This window comes from Streptomyces sp. NPDC000983, from assembly GCF_040299205.1.
GTDB lineage: Bacteria > Actinomycetota > Actinomycetes > Streptomycetales > Streptomycetaceae > Streptomyces.
Genome location: NZ_JBEPBM010000004.1, coordinates 295,053 through 311,326 on the forward strand (window position 1 = coordinate 295,053; position 16,274 = coordinate 311,326).

Genomic DNA, 16,274 nt, shown 5'->3' on the forward strand with positions numbered 1-16,274 from the left:
GCGCGAGGGGCGGTCGCCGGCCGGCACGGCCTCGCCGCCCCTCGAACGTCAGGCGTTCTGGACCTGCTGGGCGCGGGCGGCGACCATCGACGCCAACTGCTCGAACTCCGCGCTCCATTCGGGGTCGTCGTCCAGGATCGGCTTGTACTCCAGCTCGATGAGGACGGTGCCGACGCGGAGGAGCGCATGGGCCGTGGTCTCGTCGAGGTCGCCGTTGTAGTGGGTCAGCGCGGCGCGCTGGTCGCCGAGCTCCGGCAGGGACAGCTCTCGCGCCTTGTTGTTGCCGGAGATGCCCGACCAGGACTCCCTGAAGTCCGTGGCCGTGAGCGCGGCGGTGGGGCAGGACCACGCCGTGAACTCGGCACGCACCAGTGTTCCCGAACTGTCGCGCCCGTAGGCGCTGGTGAATCTCGCCTGGGCCCCCGTGCATCCGCTGTCCTCGTTTCTGCCGGATCTCACGGAACCGGATCTCTCCCAGCCGGAAGGCATGCTGGTCAGGTCGGGAACGACCTGCTTGACCTCGCTGACGTTCAGGGCACGCACGGCACGGCCCGCGCCGGTGTCCGGCGACGACCCGGGGGAGTCGTCGACCAGGACCAGGTTGACGCCCCCGTACACGGCCAGCACGACCAGGGCCACCAGCGCGGTGGCCATCAGGGCGATGAAGGCCCGTCCGCTGCGGGTGTTGTTGACGGTCAGCGGGCCGAGCGCGATGGGGCTGCGCGACACCCGGCTGCCGGTGATCAGCATGCTGCCCGTGGTGACACCGCCCGGCGCGGTCAACTGCCGGTGCAGTTGCCGCCGCAGTTCCGGGTCCGCCTCGAACTCAGCCTGGAGCAGGGAGCGCGCCGAGTCCTGCGCGGCCGGGTCGGCCGGACCCCGGTCCAGTGTGTCGACGGCGGCCCGTCCCCGCTCGGTCGAGACCAGCCGGGCGCGCAGCGCGTCGGTGACCGCGGTTCCGGCGCCCTGGCCGACCGCGCCCGCCGCTCCGGTCGCCGTCGCGGTCAGGACGGCGACGGCCATGGCCGCCAGTTCGGATGTCTCCACGCGTTCCCCCCGTTCCGAGTTCCGGCATGCGGGGCCCCGACCTCGGTCGACGCTCCGCACCCCGGAACCCGTCATCGTCACGCACGCGACATTCGGCGTGCCCGCCCCACTGTCACCCGCGCGGGGAGGCGCGTCTTTGGCCGAGCGTGCAGACATCCTGCGCGTTGAGCGCACGAGGCAGGGACCGCCTCTCGGCGGCCCCCACCTCTCGCTTCAACCATCCCCGGCCCGGCCGCACCGCCCAGGTACTGGTGCAAGGTCCGCGGGATCAGACGCCGGAGCCGAAGGCCGTCAACGCGGCCCGGGCCGCCGGACAGACGTCCGCGGGGTAGCGCCGGGCGGACGACAGGGTCGCTTCCAGCAGGGGCGCGGCGGCCGAGGCGGGGGCGCCGATCTCGGCGATGTACCGGACGGCGGCCCGACAGGGCTCGTCCGCATCACCCGACCGCAGCGGCTCAAGTGCCTTGAGCAGTACGGGCACAGCTGCCTCCGGGTCCCCCGTGACACGCCACCAGGCATGGGCGGCCTGGACCCGGGTCCACGGACCTCGGGATACCAGCAACGGCCTTATCGCGGGCGTGAGATGGGCCGCCCGTGCCCCCAACTCGGCCAGTCGGGCGAGACTTGCGTACCCCAGCCCCCGGGCGGATTCGCCCTCGAGGAAGGCCAGGAAGACCTTCGGGTCGCCGGTGATCCGCCAGTGCGCCCACGCCGCGTTCTGCGCGCCGTGCCACCTTCGGACGCCGTCGGGCAAGGGGGTCCCGCCGTCGTGGCGCGGTGGCCGGGTGTCGCCGCGTACGAAGTCGGCGAGGGTCCCCGCGGCGGGCGCCGCGGCCGGGCCGATGCCGCCGAGCGCGTCGCACGCCCAGCGCACATTGCGCGTACCGAGCGTCGACACGAGCTCGGGAACCGCCTCGCCCGCGGCCGGTCCCCAAGCCGCCAGTGCGGTGAGGACCGGACGCAGCCCTTCGTGCCCCGCCGAGTCAACGAGCATGCGACGGATCCCGGGAAGCAACTCGCCCGCGCTGCCGGCCAGCGGCCGCAGCACCTGCCCGAATGAGGTCACCTGGAGGAAGGGCAGTCGGTCGCTCGTCGCCAGCCATCGGCGCACCGGGCCGAGTGCCTCCGGACGGCCGAGCCGGGCCAGGGCGAGCGCAGCCGGACCGGCGACCGGGTCGTAGGAATCGTCGGCGGCCGCGACCAGCGCGGGCACGGCCGGTGTGATGTCGGGCGTCCCGTCCGCCGACACCAGCCGCGCCAGCGCCATGGCCGCGGCGCCCCTCACCCAGCTGGGACGGGACTCCAGGCAGCGCGCCAGACCGGCCACCAACTCGGGCCGGGGCGCCCGCCACCGCTCCAGGATGTTCGAGGCGACGGCGACCGCGCCCTCGGCCAACTCGGGGCGCCCGGAGTCGAATCCGCCCAACGCGAGAGCGACACCACGGTCCAGGTGGTCGGGTACGTCCAGGCGCAGTTCGTCGGGACGCACCCCTGCGGCTTCGAGCAACTTGCGTGCCCCGAAGCCGTGCACGGCCGGCGTCGCAGAGGTCATGGCCCGCAGGCTACCTCCAGAGGTCCGGCCTGATCGTCACGGACGGTGTGGGGCGGCGGGTTGCCCGTTCAGCAGCCGACATCGCCGATCCCCTTCAGGCCGAGCATCGCGCGGGCCTCGTGTCCTTGTGGTCCACGTACGTGGCCTTGTCCTTGCAGAAGGCGCAAGGCCATGACGGAGGAGAACCCGTCGACGTAGTCGAAGAGCAGCTGTGAGACGCGCCGCACCTGCGCGGTCCGCTCCGGTTCGGGCAGCCCCGTGATGACCGAGGACTCCGCGCCCATGCGCTCTCCGCCACGTCACGCCGCACCGGCGGTGCCGGGCGATGGGGGCGGCAGACGAGTTCAACACCGCCCCCGCTTTGTGGACTGTCGGCCCATGCCGCCGAGGCCGACGCCGACGAGACTCATGGGACCGGCTCAACGGGTGGGACCCGGCCCGCTCACCCCCGGGGCCGGCGAAGTGCCCAGTCGAGGTCGTCCGGTGTCGGCTCGTTGCGCCAACGGGCCCGCAGGACACCGTCGTCGTCGGGCATGACGGCGGTACACAGAGGCATGCGCACCTCCACGTACACGGACAGGAGCGCGGCGGCACGGGCACCGGACATCCGGGCGATCAGTTCGGGGTACTCGTCCTCGTCGGCGATGCCGCTGTGGAGGGTGCCGTCGTGGTCCTGCCACACGCCTTCGACGAGGCCACCGTCGGCGGGCAGGCCCTCGAGGACGGTGTCGACGTCGGTGGACAGGGAGGGCCACACGGCGACACGGGCACGGGGGGCCAGACCGGCGCGAACGGCGGCGAGGGTGGCCGGGGTGAGGGTGTGCCATCGCGGGGCGCCTTCGACGTACAGCTCCTCCAGGATCCCGGCCCGCCCGTCGACGACAGCCTGGTGCACCCCGGCCCAGAAGTCGTCGTCGCCGGGCCGCTGGATGCCCTCTTCCTCCGTGTCCCCGAAGGCGTACGGCGAGGACGCCATCCGCTCCGGGAACAGCCCCAGCGCCCGGGTGCGGGCCACCGCCTCCTCGCAGGGGAGGCTGCTGCCGATGTAGAGGTACTGGTCCCACCCCACATGGACCGCGAACGTGCCCTCCACCTCCAGCCGGCACCAGACGCCGTTGTCGCGCAACATGGCGCGCACCAACAGCAGGCCGACGTCGAGGGAGACTTCCGCCCCGTCGTGAAAGCCGGCGAGGTCGGCGGGGAAGAGCCCGTCCAGCCCGAATCCGTCCACCGCCGGCTCCACTCCGAAGTGGACGCCGGAAGGGATCCCCGGTTCCCGTACGGCGAGTTGACCGACGCCGGTGTCCGCGGCGAAGGCCGCGACCGCCCGGAGGTAGGACGCCTCGACCTCGCCGTGATCGCTGACGGTGTCCTCGGTGCCCGTGTAGGCGCCGTGTTCGTCACGGTCGGCGGGGTCGTACTTGGTCACGCGATAGACGTAGGAGAGCTGCACCGCCCCATCATCCGGCATGCCCCGGCCGGTCCAGGGTCCACGGTCCGGCGACGGCGACGGTGCGGCCCCGGGGCATCGCCACCGCCCGGGGCCCGCGCCGGAGAGCGGGGCCTTGCTCCGGCCCCGGAGGTCCTACTGCGTGTAGAACGTGGCGTCCGCCCGGTCGGTGGCCGTGGCCGGGTTCTGGACGTGCAGGAGGTGGTTGTAGTGGCGGATGTAGCGGCCCGAGGAGTTGGACGACTCGTAGGAGACCCCGGCGGAGTCGGCGAGCCCGGGCCGGGCGAACCAGGAGGCGTCGCCGCGGAACAGGGCCGTGCCGTCGTTCTTCTCCACCCACACCTCGAAGTTCCTGTGGCGCAGGAAGTACCCGGGGAAGTTGGCCGACTCCAGGGAGACGGTGCCGCTGCCCGCGAGTCCGGTGACCACGCGGAACTGTGAGTCGGCCAGCGGCGCCACGTTCGCCTCGGTCCTGGCCCGGAACTCCCAGTGCCGGACGAACCGGTCGGGGAAGTTGTAGGAGGAGAGCCGGATAGGGGTGGGGCCGTCGGCGACCGGGATGCCGAAGTCGGGTGTGCCGTCCGCCTTCCAGTACAGCTTCTGGACGCGGGTGCGGCGGTTGGGGTCGTTGAGGGGGTCACCGGAGATGTCCCGGTACCCGCGGTCGTGGTAGACGAGGATGTCCGACTTGCCGTCCTCGGAGACCGTGAACTGGTTGTGTCCGGGCCCGTATTGGCCGGTGGCGGTGTTGCCGGCGAAGACCGGGTTCGCGGTCTTGGTCCACGAGGACGCCTTGAGCAGGTCGGCGGAGGCCGACGCGGTGAGCAGGCCCATGCAGTAGTTGGCGTCGGTGGCGCTCGCCGAGAAGGCCATGAAGACCTTGCCGTTGCGCTGGATGACGGCCGGCCCCTCGTTGACGGTCTGGCCTCCGGCGGTCTCCCACGAGGCCGTCGGCCGGCTGAGCATGACCGGTGTGCCGGTGATGGTCCACGGGCTGCTCATCCGGGCCAGATAGAGGTTGGTTCCGGAGCCGACGGCGGGGTCGTTCTGCGCCCAGGAAAGATAGCGGACGCCGTTCACGGCGAAGGTCGTCGCGTCCAGGGAGAAGGTGTCCAGGGGCAGGGCGATGCGGCCCTTCTCCGTCCAGGCGCCCGTGACCGGGTTGGCGGCGGTGCACTCCAGGACGTACGGCCGGATGCGCCAGACGTCCTCGGCGTTGCCGGCGGCGAAGTAGATGTACCAGCGGCCGTCGATGAAGTGGATCTCGGGGGCCCAGATGTGGGCGCCCATCACACCGGAGGCGTGCTTGGTCCAGATCGTCGTCTCGGCGGCCGAGGAGAGCCCCTGGATCGTGGTGGCGCGGCGCAGCACGATCCGGTCGTAGGCGGGCACGGTGGCGGTGAAGTAGTAGTAGCCGTCGGTGTGTTTGAAGATGTGCGGGTCGGCCCGCTGCGCCACGAGCGTGTTGGTGTAGGTGACACCGGGGGAGGCCGGCACGGCGGCGTGGGCGGCCCCGGCGGGGAGGCCGATGGCGGTTGCCGAGCCGGCCATGATGCCGAGGGCCGTTCTGCGGGTGACTTCGGGTCTCATGGGTTCTCCCTGTGCGGCGGGGACGTGTGGGGGTGGCGCTTCAGCGTCAACTTCCGATATTTCGAACAGGGTTCGGGCTGTCGGCCAGAAGATAGGTTCTATCGGGAGGCCGGTCAACGGTTCCGGCCGGGGGTGCGGGCGTGGGCGGCGATGATTCCGGTCGAGGGCGCGGATGCGGGCGGCAATGGTCCGTACCTGGCTGGTCTATACCCTTGACTGGTACATACCAATGCGATTGAGTGTGCCTCCGCAGCCCCCCACCACGGCCGCCCCCACGCCGTGTCCGGTCCACCGGTGCGTGCGGTGCGGGCCCCGCTGCGTCCTGCCCCAGGGTGCGGCCGTGCCTCGCAAAGGAGTTGATCCCGTGTCGAGACGCCGTATCTCCGCCGCCGTGGCCGTCCTCGCCCTCGCCGGCACCGCCCCGGTGCTCCTCCCGGCCACGACCGCCGCCGCCGCGTCCTGCTCCAGCTACCCCAGCTGGGTGGCCGGAAAGGCGTACAACGCCGGGGACATCGTCCGCTACACGGACGGCAAGGCCTACATCGCCGAACACGCCAACCCGGGCTACGACCCCATCATCAGCACCTGGTACTGGGAGCCGTACGCCTGCGACAGCGGGCCGGGCACGCCCAACGGGCGCTTCGTCGTGACGGAGGCGCAGTTCAACCAGATGTTCCCCAACCGGAACTCGTTCTACAGCTACAGCGGCCTCACCGCGGCCCTGAGCGCCTACCCCGGGTTCGCCAACACCGGCAGCGACACGGTGAAGAAGCAGGAGGCCGCGGCCTTCCTCGCCAACGTCAGCCACGAGACCGGCGGTCTGGTGCACGTGGTGGAGCAGAACACCGCCAACTACCCGCACTACTGCGACTGGAGCCAGCCCTACGGCTGTCCGGCCGGCCAGGCCGCCTACTACGGACGCGGCCCGATCCAGCTGTCCTGGAACTTCAACTACAAGGCCGCGGGCGACGCGCTCGGCATCAACCTGCTCGGCAACCCCTGGCTCGTGCAGAACGACTCGGCCGTCGCCTGGAAGACGGCCCTGTGGTACTGGAACACCCAGAACGGCCCCGGCAGCATGACCGCCCACAACGCCATGGTCAACCAGGCCGGTTTCGGCCACACCATCCGCAGCATCAACGGCTCCCTGGAGTGTGACGGCAAGAACCCGGCGCAGGTGCAGAGCCGGGTGAACAACTACCAGCGGTTCACCCAGATCCTCGGGACGTCGACCGGCGGCAACCTCTACTGCTGACGCCGGCCCCGCGGCTACGACGCCGTGCGGGATGCCCCGCCCCTGACCAGTCGGACCGGGGCATCCCGCACGCGTCCCACCGGAGCTGACCGACGAGCACGTCGAGATGCTCGCCTCCGGGGCGTGAAAGGGCCGGCCCGCGGCACGGCGCGTAGGGTGCGGGGATGATCGCGATCCCGGAGGAGTTCGCCCGGAGCACCGTCGCCCGAGAAGGGGGCACCTGAGCGGCATGGCTCGCCGAACTTCCTCTGCTTGTACAGGAGTTGCTGGAACGCTGGGGGTGCGTGCCGGACGGTGAGGTCATGCACGGGGGTGTCGGCCTCATCGTGCCGGTCCTGCGGCGGGCCCAGGAGCGCGCCGTGCTGAAGGTGTCGTTCCCGCACCCCGGGAACGTCCATGAGCCGGACGCGTTCGTCGCGTGGGGCGGGCGCGGCGCCGTCCTGCTGCACGAACGCGACGACGAACGGTTCGCGATGCTGCTGGAGCGGGTCTCGTCGTCGACGCTGGCGGAGGTCGAGGACGGGGACGAGCTGGTGACGGTAGCCGGGCGGCTCAATCGCCGTCTGGCCGTTCCCGCGCCGCCCGGCCTGCCCCGGCTGTGCGAGCGGGCCGATGCCTGGGAGTCGGAGCTGGCCAGGGACGCCGCCGAACTGCCGCACACGCTGCCGCGGCAGGTGCTGGACACCGCCGAGGCGACCGTCCGTGAACTGGGCCGGGGCGGGCCGGACACCCTCCTCCACGGCGACCTGCACGCCCGGAACATCCTGCGGGCCGGCCGGGAGCCGTGGCTGGCCGTCGACCCCAAGGGACACGCGGGAGACCCCGCCTACGACGGCGGCACCCTGCTGAAGTCCCGCGCACCGACCCTGCTGGCGGCGGACGACCTCGGCAAGGCGGTCCACCGCATCCTGGACGTCTTCGCCGAGGCCGCGGAACTCGACCGCGAACGCGTTCGGCGGTGGGCCCAGTTCCATGCCGTCCAAGCCGCGTTCTGGGGCCGCCGCCACGGCTTCCGCATCGCCCGCGACGGCCCGCGCCTGGACCGGCTCACCGAATTCGCCGACCGGCTGTCGGAGTTGCTCACACAGAGGCGTGCGGACCGCCCGTGAGCCCGTGCCCGAGGGGCGCCCCGCAGGGGGCTGGGTGATCCTGAGTAGGTGAGGGGTGTCCCAGCCGGCCGGTTCCCCGCGGCCTACGCGGCTTCCTGCCGCCGGGCCGTGCGCGTGGCCCTTGCCGCCGCGATCGGCTTCTACCTCTTCCGCTACGGCCTCGACAGTCCCGTCGCGGCCACCTACGCCCTCTTCGGCGCGGTGTCCCTCGGCGGCCTGTCGAGGATCCCCGGGACCGGACGGCAGCGCGCCGCGACGATGCTGCGGGTGCTGCCGGTCTGCTGGGTACTGGTGGTCGTCGGCACGTACCTCTCGGTACGCACCTGGAGCGCCGTCGCGGGGATGCTGGCGGTCGGCTTCGCGCTGGCCTTCGCCGCCGTGGGCGGACCGCGCCCGGCGGGTGTGGCACCGGGCCTGCAGCTGCTGTACATCCTGCCGTCCTTCCCGCCGTACGACCCCGGCTCGCTCGGTGAACGGCTGCTCGGCACGACGACCGGGCTGGTGCTGCTGATCGCGACCGAGGCGCTGATCTTCCCCGAGCCGGCCCCCACGCCGTACCGGGAACGGGCCGCCCGCGCCGCGAGGACGGCGGCGCACTGCGCGCGGGCCCTCACCGCGGCGCCGTACGCCCTGGGCACCGCGGACCGGGACGCGGCCGAGGAGAGCGGCCGTCAGCTGCGGTCGCTGACGGTGCCCGAGGCGGAGCGCCCCGCGGGCCCGGGGGTGCGGCAGCGGGCCCTCGCCCACACCGGCCTCGCCGCCCGTACGCTCCTGCACCGGCTGGCGTGGCTGTCGGCCCCGCCCGGGACACCGGAACGGGAGGTGACCGCCGTGCTGCGTGCGGTGGCGGACCTCGCGACGGCCACGGCGGAATGCCTGCGCGCCCGCCGCTCGCCCGTGGCGCCGTACGAGGAGCTGGCCTCGGCCCGCGCCGAGCTGTCGGCCCTGTCCGAGGACGCGTCCGCGCGGTTTCCGGCGGCGGTGCTGCGCCGGCACGCGGCCGTGCTGGAGATCGCGGATGCCGCGCTGGCCATGGGCGCGGCCGCCGACCGTGCCGTACACGGGCGGCACGCCGAGGCGGAGGTGGCACCGCAGCGCTTCTGGTACTCCACCGTCCCGGCCCCGGTGCTGTGGTGGCACCGTCTGCGCGGCCACGCGGGACGCCGTTCGGTGTTCTTCCAGAACGCGGTGCGGATCGCGCTGGCCCTCACGGCGGCGCGGCTCGTCGCGGGGCTGGACACCCTCCCGCACGGCTTCTGGGCCATGCTGGCCACGCTCAGCCTCACCAGGACCACCCTGGAGGCCACCCGCCACACCATCCGGCTCGCCCTCACCGGCACCCTGGCCGGGGCACTGCTGACCGCCGCGACCCTGACCCTGGTGGGCACCCACACCGACGTCTACGCCGTGCTGCTGCCCCTGTGGATGCTGCTCGCCTTCACCGTCGGGCCGGTGCGCGGGGTCGGCTGGGCGCAGGGGCTGTTCACCGTGCTGGTGGCCCTGGTGTTCGCGCAGTTGGCGCCGTCCACCTGGCAGCTGGCGGAGGTGCGCGTGCTCGACGTGCTGATCGGCAGCGCGATCGGCGCGGTGTTCGGGCTGCTGGCGTGGCCGCGCGGTGCCCACGACGAGCTGCGCCGGGCGGCCGCGGAACTGCTGCGCACGGCCGCGGAGGTCGTGGTGGCGACGACCTCGTCGGCGGCGGGCGGGGCCGCCACGGTCGTACCGGCCGCCGCGCCCGGACACCGGTCCCTGCACCACGCGCTCGTCCTCACCGAGTCGGCCTACGCGCAGTTCCAGAGCGAGCCCGCGCCCTTCGGGGGCGCCCGGCGGGCCGTCCCGGCGTCGGTGGACTGGCAGGCGACCCTCATCGCCGGGCACCACACCCTGTGGGGCTCCGAGCGGCTGCTGGCGCCGCCCGCGACCGTGCTGCCGGAGGCGACGGCCCATGCGGTGGTGGCGCTCGGTGAGCGCATGGCCGGACGGATGCTGCTGGTCTCCGCGGCCCTGGACCCGGGCGGGGACACGCCGTCCACACCCGTTCCGCGGATCCGTCCGGTGTCCGCCGAGTTCAGCGCCGAGCCGGAGGGCGCGCCGCGCCGCTACTACGCCGTCGTGGAGTGGCTGGAGTCCCTGGCGGCCGACCTGACCCGGATCTCCCGGGGCGGGGCCCGCCCCGGAGGCGGCGACTGAGACCGTCAGCCGCTCTTCCCGGAAGCGGAGGCGGAGGCGGCGGTGGAATCGGAGGCGGAGGCGGCGGCCGGAGTGCCGCCCGGGTGGAGCAGCGCGAACAGGAACGCGATGCCCAGGGCGATCGCCATGCCGTAGAACACCCACTGGTTCGCCTCGGCGAAGTCCATACGGACCGCGCCGACGATCTCCCGCATCTGGTCGGCGGCCGGCCCGGTGCCGGAGGGCGGGCTGGCGTCGCCGCTGCCGGTGATGGAGCTGCTGACGCTGTGGGCGGTGTCCCGGGCCTGTTCGGACGACAGGCCGTGCGACTCCAGGGTGCCCGTCACGTTGGAGCGGGTGACATGGGTGAGCATCGTGCCGAAGACGGCCATGCCCACGCTCGCGGCGTAGTTGCGCACGGTCTGGGTGATGCCCGTGACCTCGCCGTAGGACGGGCCGATGGCCCGGTTGACGGCGTCCGTGGAGGCGGGCGCCAGGATGAAGCCGATGCCCGCCCCGGCCAGGGCCGCGTACGGCCACTGGTCGTGCATGGACAGGTCGGTCAGCTCGCCCGCCCACAGCGCGAACCCGACGCAGCCCAGGACGCCGCCCGTCTTCAGTGCCGGACGGGCACCCCGCTTGTCGAGGATGCGCCCGCCCCACTGCGAGGCGAGGGCGAAGCCGGCGAACACGTACAGCAGGAACAGCGCGGCCTGGTTGGGCGAGGCGCTCAGCGAGACCTGGGCGTACACGGACGCGAAGAAGAACAGCGGGACGAAGGCGAGCATCGCGAAGAACAGCACCACCGCGTCGATGGTGAAACCCCTGTCCCGGAAGACACGCAGGTCGACCAGGGGATGGCGGACCCCCCGCTCGTAGTGGACGAAGTAGGCGAGGACCGCCAGGCCGCCCGCGACACAGAGCCAGGTGGCCGGGCTGTCCCAGCCCCACGAGTACGCCTGCTGGAAGCCCAGGACGCTCAGACCCATGCCGACGGCCATCAGGGCGGCGCCGACGACGTCGAGGGTGCCGGTCCGTCTGCGGTCGGTGATGTGCGCCAGCGCCGTCAGGACCAGCGCCACCACGGCCACGGGCACGTTGACCCAGAACACCGCGCGCCACGTCCACGCCGCGGTGAGCCAGCCGCCCAGCAGCGGCCCCACGGCGGTCAGCGCGCCGGACAGCCCGAAGAACAGGGCCAGGGCACGCCCGCGCCGCTCGGCCGGGAACACCGCCACGACCACCGCCAGCGCGGCGGGGAAGAGCAGCGCCGCCCCGACGCCCTGGACGGCCCGGAAGCCGATGAGCCAGCCCTGCGCGGCGTCTCCCTTGGGGACACACCCGCACATCACCGAGGCGACGACGAACACGACGGTGCCGATGACGACGATCCGGCGCGGCCCGTACAGGTCCGCGAGGCGCCCGCCGACGGCGAAGAAGGCCGCCAGGGCCAGCAGATAGGCGTTGATCACCCACTGCATGCCCGATGCCGAGAGGTCCAGCTCCTGGACGATGTCCGGGGCCGCGATGGAGACGATGGTCTGATCGATGAACGTCATCGCGACCGCGAACATCATGGCCGCGAGAGCCAGCGTCTGCTGATGGTTCGAGCGAGGCGCGTGCGTGGTGTCATCACGCCCGAGGTGTGTGTCACTCACGTGTCCCAGTCTGCGCCCGACCGGGCGAGCCCGCAGCCCGCGTCATTCCCCGCGCGGCCGGTGGCGGGCGGGCGGCTCAGGGGCGTTCGTAGTGCTGGAGGACGCCGGCCACCGAGAAGCAGAGCGCGCCGGTGAGGGTGCCCCAGTTGGAGATGTCGGCGTTGATCAGGCTGCCGGTGGCGGGGCGGGTGTACGCGGCGACGGCCGAGACCATGAACAGCACGGAGCCCAGCTGGTTCACGGCCACGATCCACCAGCCGAGGTCGTGCCGGAGGATGCGCGGGCGGCCGTGGCAGACCTCGACGAACGCGAGATGACCGGAGATCAGGAACAGCACACAGCCGATCAGGTCGGGGGCCCAGACCAGCCGGTTGACCTGTTGCACGCTCAAGCCGTGCAGGAAGGAGTCGAGCAGGTCGACGGCGAACACCAGCGTGCCGGCGAACAGGACGAAGGCGCTGAGCCAGTCGATCCGCCCCGGCTCGTAACTCCACCAACGCCAGCGCCCGGTGACGAGGGCGCCCTCGCCGCCGGGTTGATGGCGCGGGGCGTTGACGACCTGGAGCAGGGACACATAGCCGCCGGTGTTGAAGAACAGGCCGCCGGCGAAGTAGATCGAGGAGCAGGTCGTGGCGTCGCCGGAACCGAACTGGGCGACGGCGGCGCCGGCCGCGAAGAGCGCTCCGCCGATGACGAAGGCGGTTGCGGTGATGGCATTGAGCCGCTGGAGCCGGGCGAGGGCCGTGTCGTCGGCGCTGGCGTAGTGGGCGGCGGGCGCGCCCGGCGGATGCAGGGCGATCAGGCCCCTGCGCCGGGCGGGCCGGGACTCCCAGACGGCGGTACCGCCGTCCGGCGGCTGCCAGGTGAGGCGGGTGGTGAAGGGTCCGGCGCCCTCGGCGCGCTGATCAGGCTGTCCCACGGGGCGAGAGTAGACGGCCCGTCAGCCGTCGGCCGGACGCGACGCGTTCGGCGGGTCGCGCGGGCCTTCGCCGGTCGGGGCGCGATGTGGCCGACAGGGCGCGCGGGCCTCCGCCGACCGGGGCGCGACGCAGCCGGCGGGCCACCGGTCCTGCGCCGGACCCGGCGCCGTGTCAGGATTTCTTGACATCCCCCCGTCTGTCAGGGCAGCCTGACACCCATGGGAGCTGAGGACACCCCGGCCTCGCTGGCCGGACGCGTCACCGACAAGGACCCCGCCGTCGGCCTGGAAGCGGTCGTCGCACTGCGCCGACTGCTGGAGGAACTGGAGCGGCTGCACGTCGACAACGCCCGAAGCCGGGGCTGGTCGTGGCAGGCCATCGCCACGTCCCTGAACGTCAGCAGGCAGTCGGTGCACGAGAAGCACTCGGGCCGGCGCAAGGCCATGGGCATGGAGGAGTAGAGGTGTTCGAATATTTCACCGACCACGGAAAGCGGGCCGTGGCCGCTTCCCAGGACGAGGCCGTCGCCCTGGGGTACGACTTCATCGGCACCGAGCACCTCCTGCTCGGCCTCCTCGCCGTCGAAGAGGGCACGGCGTCCGAGGTGCTGCGCGAGCACAACGTCGGCCTGGAGCGGGCCCGGCAGGAGACCGTACGCGTCCTGGAGGCGGCCGGGATCGCCGCCTCGGGCGGACAGCCCGCCCGTGACGCCCTGACCTCGCTCGGCATCGACGTCACCGAGATCCAGCGCCAGGCCGATGCCTCCTTCGGTACGGGCGCCTTCCAGTTCCCCCGGCCCGTCTACACCGCGGAGGCCCGCACCGCGCTGACGAACACCCTCGGCGAGGCACAGGCGCTGGGCCGGGACACCTTCGGCACCGAGCACATCCTGCTCGGCCTGCTCACCGTGCCCGAGGGCCACGCCCTGGAGGTGCTGGCCGGCTTCGAGACCGACCCCGCGGCCCTGCGCGAGACGGTCCTCGCCCGCATCGCCCCGGATCGGCCGTGACCGCGGGACGCGTCACGGCGGTGAGCCGCAACGCCACGTACGCGTTCAGCAAGCCGAACCACCGGTCCGTCGGACTCCTCGCCGGCACGCCCGGAGCCGTCACCGCTCGATGACCGCGCGCCCTCTGTCACAGCGTCGGCAGGCGCAGGGCGAGCAGGGCCACGTCGTCGGAGCTGCCGGGTGGCATGCGGGCGAGCACTTGGTCGCAGAGCGTGTCCAGCGGTGCGTCGGCGAGTTCGATGACGTGGCGACGCAGTCGGTCCAGGCCGGTGTCGAGGTCGCTGCCGGGGACTTCGACCAGCCCGTCGGTGTAGAGCAGCAGAGTGGAACCCGGTGGCAGAGGGCGAGTGGCGTTCGGGCGAATCACACCCGGGCCCACCGGGGCACCGAGGACGATTCCCTGGCCGGCCTCGAGGAACTGCCCCGGTCCGCCCGGAGGCAGGAGCAGCGGCGGAGGGTGCCCGGCGCTGGTCCACCGCAGGGTCCATGGGCCGGTGTGCGCGTGGCCCAGGACCTGCGCGAGGACGAGGGTGGCCATGGGGACGGTGGTGACGGCGGCCATGGCGTCGTCGAGGCGGTCGACGACAGCGCTGGGCGGACCGGTGTGGTCCCAGGCCAGCGATCTCAGGATGCCGTGCAGTTGGGCCATCCCGGCGGCCGCGGTCAGGTCGTGGCCCACGACGTCGCCGATGACCAGCGCGAGCGTGCCGTCCTTGAGCTCGAACGCGTCGTACCAGTCGCCGCCGACCTGGGAGCCGGCGGGGGCGGGCTGGTAGCGGGCGGCCAGCCGCAGACGGCCGGGCTGGGGGAGCGGTGTGAGCAGATTGCGCTGCATGGCCTCGGCGACGGCGCGCTGCCGCCCGAACCGCCGAGCGTTGTCGACGACCAGACCGACCCGGCGACCGATGTCGTTCACCGCCTCGAGGTCCGCGGCGTCGAAAGGGTGGGCCGGATCGGTGCGGACCACCGTGAGGGCGCCGGTGATGTGCTCTCCTGAGCCCAGCGGGACCGTGATGACGGATGTCGCGCCCACGACGCGCAGGAAGTCGTGGTGGGTGACGACCAGGGGGGAGCCTGAGCCGGGTGCCGCGGGCGCCCCCTTCCGCCCGTCCTGCCCGCTCTCGTTCCACAGCGTGGAATCACCTCCGCGCAGCACCTGGAACAGAGCCGAACCGTCCGCCTCGCCGACCTCTGGAAGGCGCTCCCGCCCGCCCTCCAGACCGGGATCCCGGCCCCTGGGGCCGGTCACCGCCACCCGGTGGACCTGCTCGGTACGCGTCCGGAGGTCCACTGCCACCCAGTCGGCGAGCCGAGGGACCAGCAGGCGGCCAAGCCGGGCGAGTGCCTCATCGGTCTCCAGAGTCTGACCCAGCACGTCGGTGATTTCCGCGACCAGTGTCAGGCGCTCGTTGAGGTCCTCCAGAGCGCTCGTGTAGGCCGCGCGCTCCCGGCGCGCGCTCCGGTCGCCCGAGATGTCGGTGAACAGGACGGCCATGCCCTGGAACGAGCCGCCGTCCGTCAGGGGAGAGGCGGACCACCAGATCGTGACCAGACGACCGTCGCCGCGCACGAAGCTGTCGCCCTCCCCGCGCGCCGCGGCCTCCTCCGCCAGCGCACGGAGCAGTGGGCACTGCGCGCGCGGGAGCGTGCCGCCGTCCGGGTCCCGGTGCAACAGCTCGTGCGCGTCCTTGCCGCGCAGCGCGCGGGCGGATCGGCCCAGCAGGCGTTCGGCGGCAGAGTTGACGGCGAGGATCCGGCCGGCTGGATCCACCACCATCAGGGCGGTGTCCAACTGCTCGACGACCTGCCGCCACAACTCCGGCTCGGCCGCGGGCCACGACCACCCCGCACCTCCGGCATCGGGCACCGCATCCACCACCACGCCGCCCTCCAGTCACGGCAGCCTCCCGTCGAAGACAGCCGGCGCATCAGGGGAACCGGTACCTCTGTACCGATGATCCCCTGGCGGGAACCCGGTCGCACGGCCGACATGGGACCGTGCTCGCCCACCGTGCGGGCAGCGGCCGGACCCTGCTCGGGATCGCGCGATTCATCCGGGCTCTGTCCGTGTGAACACGATGCCGCTCCCGAAACAGCCGTCGTCGTCGCACGGGCAGGAGTACGGTGGGTGACAGCGAAGACTTTTCGCATGTCGGAAATCCGATGCCGGAATCCCGGTCGGTATCGGACTCATCTCTCGTCTTCGTGTTCCGAAGTCCCCCGGACCGTGTGCCTTCCACCGCACGCCAAACGTCCTCATGGGCAGCCCGTGACCCCGGCCGCGCCATCCGCATCCAGGCCGAGGAGCCAGGTATGCCATCCGGTCCCAGCACATCCACGACGGTCACACCGCCCCGCCACCCCAGGGCAACGCCGGGACGCCCCCTTCCCGCCGGACGGCCCGCCGCCCCCGCACGACGCCGGTGAGCGGCACCACGCCGACTCCACCAGCGCCCGTCGCGGCGCCGACCGCGGGCAGATCGACCCCTCCGTCGCCGTCATCCGCTTGCTCGAG

The 16,274-nt window shown here is 72.7% G+C and carries 12 protein-coding genes and 1 pseudogene; 5 read left to right on the forward strand and 8 right to left on the reverse strand.

The window, feature by feature from the left end; genetic code table 11:
• Positions 1–48 precede the first annotated feature (48 nt).
• The 5 genes from ABT296_RS06920 to ABT296_RS06940 all read right to left on the reverse strand — a co-directional run bounded on the left by ABT296_RS06920 (position 49) and on the right by ABT296_RS06940 (position 5,639).
• On the reverse strand, positions 49–1,047 hold the full coding sequence (locus ABT296_RS06920) for a UBA domain-containing protein (RefSeq protein WP_351924039.1): 999 nt from the start codon (positions 1,045–1,047) through the stop codon (positions 49–51).
• A gap of 268 nt (positions 1,048–1,315) precedes the next feature.
• The gene (locus ABT296_RS06925) at positions 1,316–2,599 is read right to left on the reverse strand and encodes a hypothetical protein (protein WP_351924041.1); all 1,284 of its coding nucleotides are present in this window, start codon (positions 2,597–2,599) and stop codon (positions 1,316–1,318) included.
• Positions 2,600–2,667: 68 nt separating this feature from the next.
• Entirely contained in the window at positions 2,668–2,883 is a 216-nt protein-coding gene (locus ABT296_RS06930; protein WP_351924043.1) for a hypothetical protein, read from the reverse strand.
• A gap of 158 nt (positions 2,884–3,041) precedes the next feature.
• A complete protein-coding gene (locus ABT296_RS06935) occupies positions 3,042–4,070 on the reverse strand; it encodes an RNA-binding protein (RefSeq protein ID WP_351924045.1) in 1,029 nt (342 codons plus the stop codon).
• Between the two features lie 114 nt (positions 4,071–4,184).
• A complete protein-coding gene (locus tag ABT296_RS06940) occupies positions 4,185–5,639 on the reverse strand; it encodes a family 43 glycosylhydrolase (protein WP_502977191.1) in 1,455 nt (484 codons plus the stop codon).
• 364 nt (positions 5,640–6,003) lie between these two features.
• Between ABT296_RS06940 and ABT296_RS06945 the strand changes: the two genes are divergently transcribed.
• The 3 genes and pseudogenes from ABT296_RS06945 (at position 6,004) to ABT296_RS06955 (ending at position 10,193) form a co-directional block, all read left to right on the forward strand.
• Complete coding sequence (locus tag ABT296_RS06945; protein ID WP_351924047.1) at positions 6,004–6,894, forward strand: glycoside hydrolase family 19 protein; 891 nt, start codon at positions 6,004–6,006, stop codon at positions 6,892–6,894.
• 164 nt (positions 6,895–7,058) lie between these two features.
• A pseudogene (locus ABT296_RS06950) lies at positions 7,059–8,003 on the forward strand (aminoglycoside phosphotransferase family protein).
• Between the two features lie 48 nt (positions 8,004–8,051).
• On the forward strand, positions 8,052–10,193 hold the full coding sequence (locus ABT296_RS06955; protein ID WP_351924049.1) for an FUSC family protein: 2,142 nt from the start codon (positions 8,052–8,054) through the stop codon (positions 10,191–10,193).
• A 5-nt stretch (positions 10,194–10,198) separates the two neighbouring features.
• On the opposite strand, the gene ABT296_RS06960 is transcribed toward ABT296_RS06955, so the two are convergent.
• The gene (locus tag ABT296_RS06960) at positions 10,199–11,749 is read right to left on the reverse strand and encodes an MFS transporter (RefSeq protein WP_351924115.1); all 1,551 of its coding nucleotides are present in this window, start codon (positions 11,747–11,749) and stop codon (positions 10,199–10,201) included.
• Between the two features lie 157 nt (positions 11,750–11,906).
• On the reverse strand, positions 11,907–12,749 hold the full coding sequence (locus tag ABT296_RS06965; RefSeq protein ID WP_351924051.1) for a hypothetical protein: 843 nt from the start codon (positions 12,747–12,749) through the stop codon (positions 11,907–11,909).
• 219 nt (positions 12,750–12,968) lie between these two features.
• On the opposite strand from ABT296_RS06965, the gene ABT296_RS06970 reads away from it, so the two are divergent.
• Together ABT296_RS06970 and ABT296_RS06975 are read left to right on the forward strand one after the other, a co-directional pair.
• On the forward strand, positions 12,969–13,211 hold the full coding sequence (locus ABT296_RS06970) for a hypothetical protein (RefSeq protein WP_351924053.1): 243 nt from the start codon (positions 12,969–12,971) through the stop codon (positions 13,209–13,211).
• Between the two features lie 2 nt (positions 13,212–13,213).
• A complete protein-coding gene (locus ABT296_RS06975) occupies positions 13,214–13,759 on the forward strand; it encodes a Clp protease N-terminal domain-containing protein (protein ID WP_351924055.1) in 546 nt (181 codons plus the stop codon).
• 127 nt (positions 13,760–13,886) lie between these two features.
• On the opposite strand, the gene ABT296_RS06980 is transcribed toward ABT296_RS06975, so the two are convergent.
• Positions 13,887–15,626, reverse strand: coding sequence for a SpoIIE family protein phosphatase (locus ABT296_RS06980; RefSeq protein ID WP_351924057.1), 1,740 nt, complete (start codon positions 15,624–15,626; stop codon positions 13,887–13,889).
• Positions 15,627–16,274: the final 648 nt, after the last annotated feature.

What these genes read in the sequence shown, in the direction of transcription:
- ABT296_RS06925 (WP_351924041.1), bottom strand. Translation starts at nt 2,599, where the DNA reads ATGACCTCTGCGACGCCGGCCGTGCACGGCTTCGGGGCACGCAAGTTG.
- ABT296_RS06930 (WP_351924043.1), bottom strand. Translation starts at nt 2,883, where the DNA reads ATGGGCGCGGAGTCCTCGGTCATCACGGGGCTGCCCGAACCGGAGCGG.
- ABT296_RS06935 (WP_351924045.1), bottom strand. Translation starts at nt 4,070, where the DNA reads ATGCCGGATGATGGGGCGGTGCAGCTCTCCTACGTCTATCGCGTGACC.
- ABT296_RS06940 (WP_502977191.1), bottom strand. Translation starts at nt 5,639, where the DNA reads ATGAGACCCGAAGTCACCCGCAGAACGGCCCTCGGCATCATGGCCGGC.
- ABT296_RS06960 (WP_351924115.1), bottom strand. Translation starts at nt 11,749, where the DNA reads ATGATGTTCGCGGTCGCGATGACGTTCATCGATCAGACCATCGTCTCC.
- ABT296_RS06970 (WP_351924053.1), top strand. Translation starts at nt 12,969, where the DNA reads ATGGGAGCTGAGGACACCCCGGCCTCGCTGGCCGGACGCGTCACCGAC.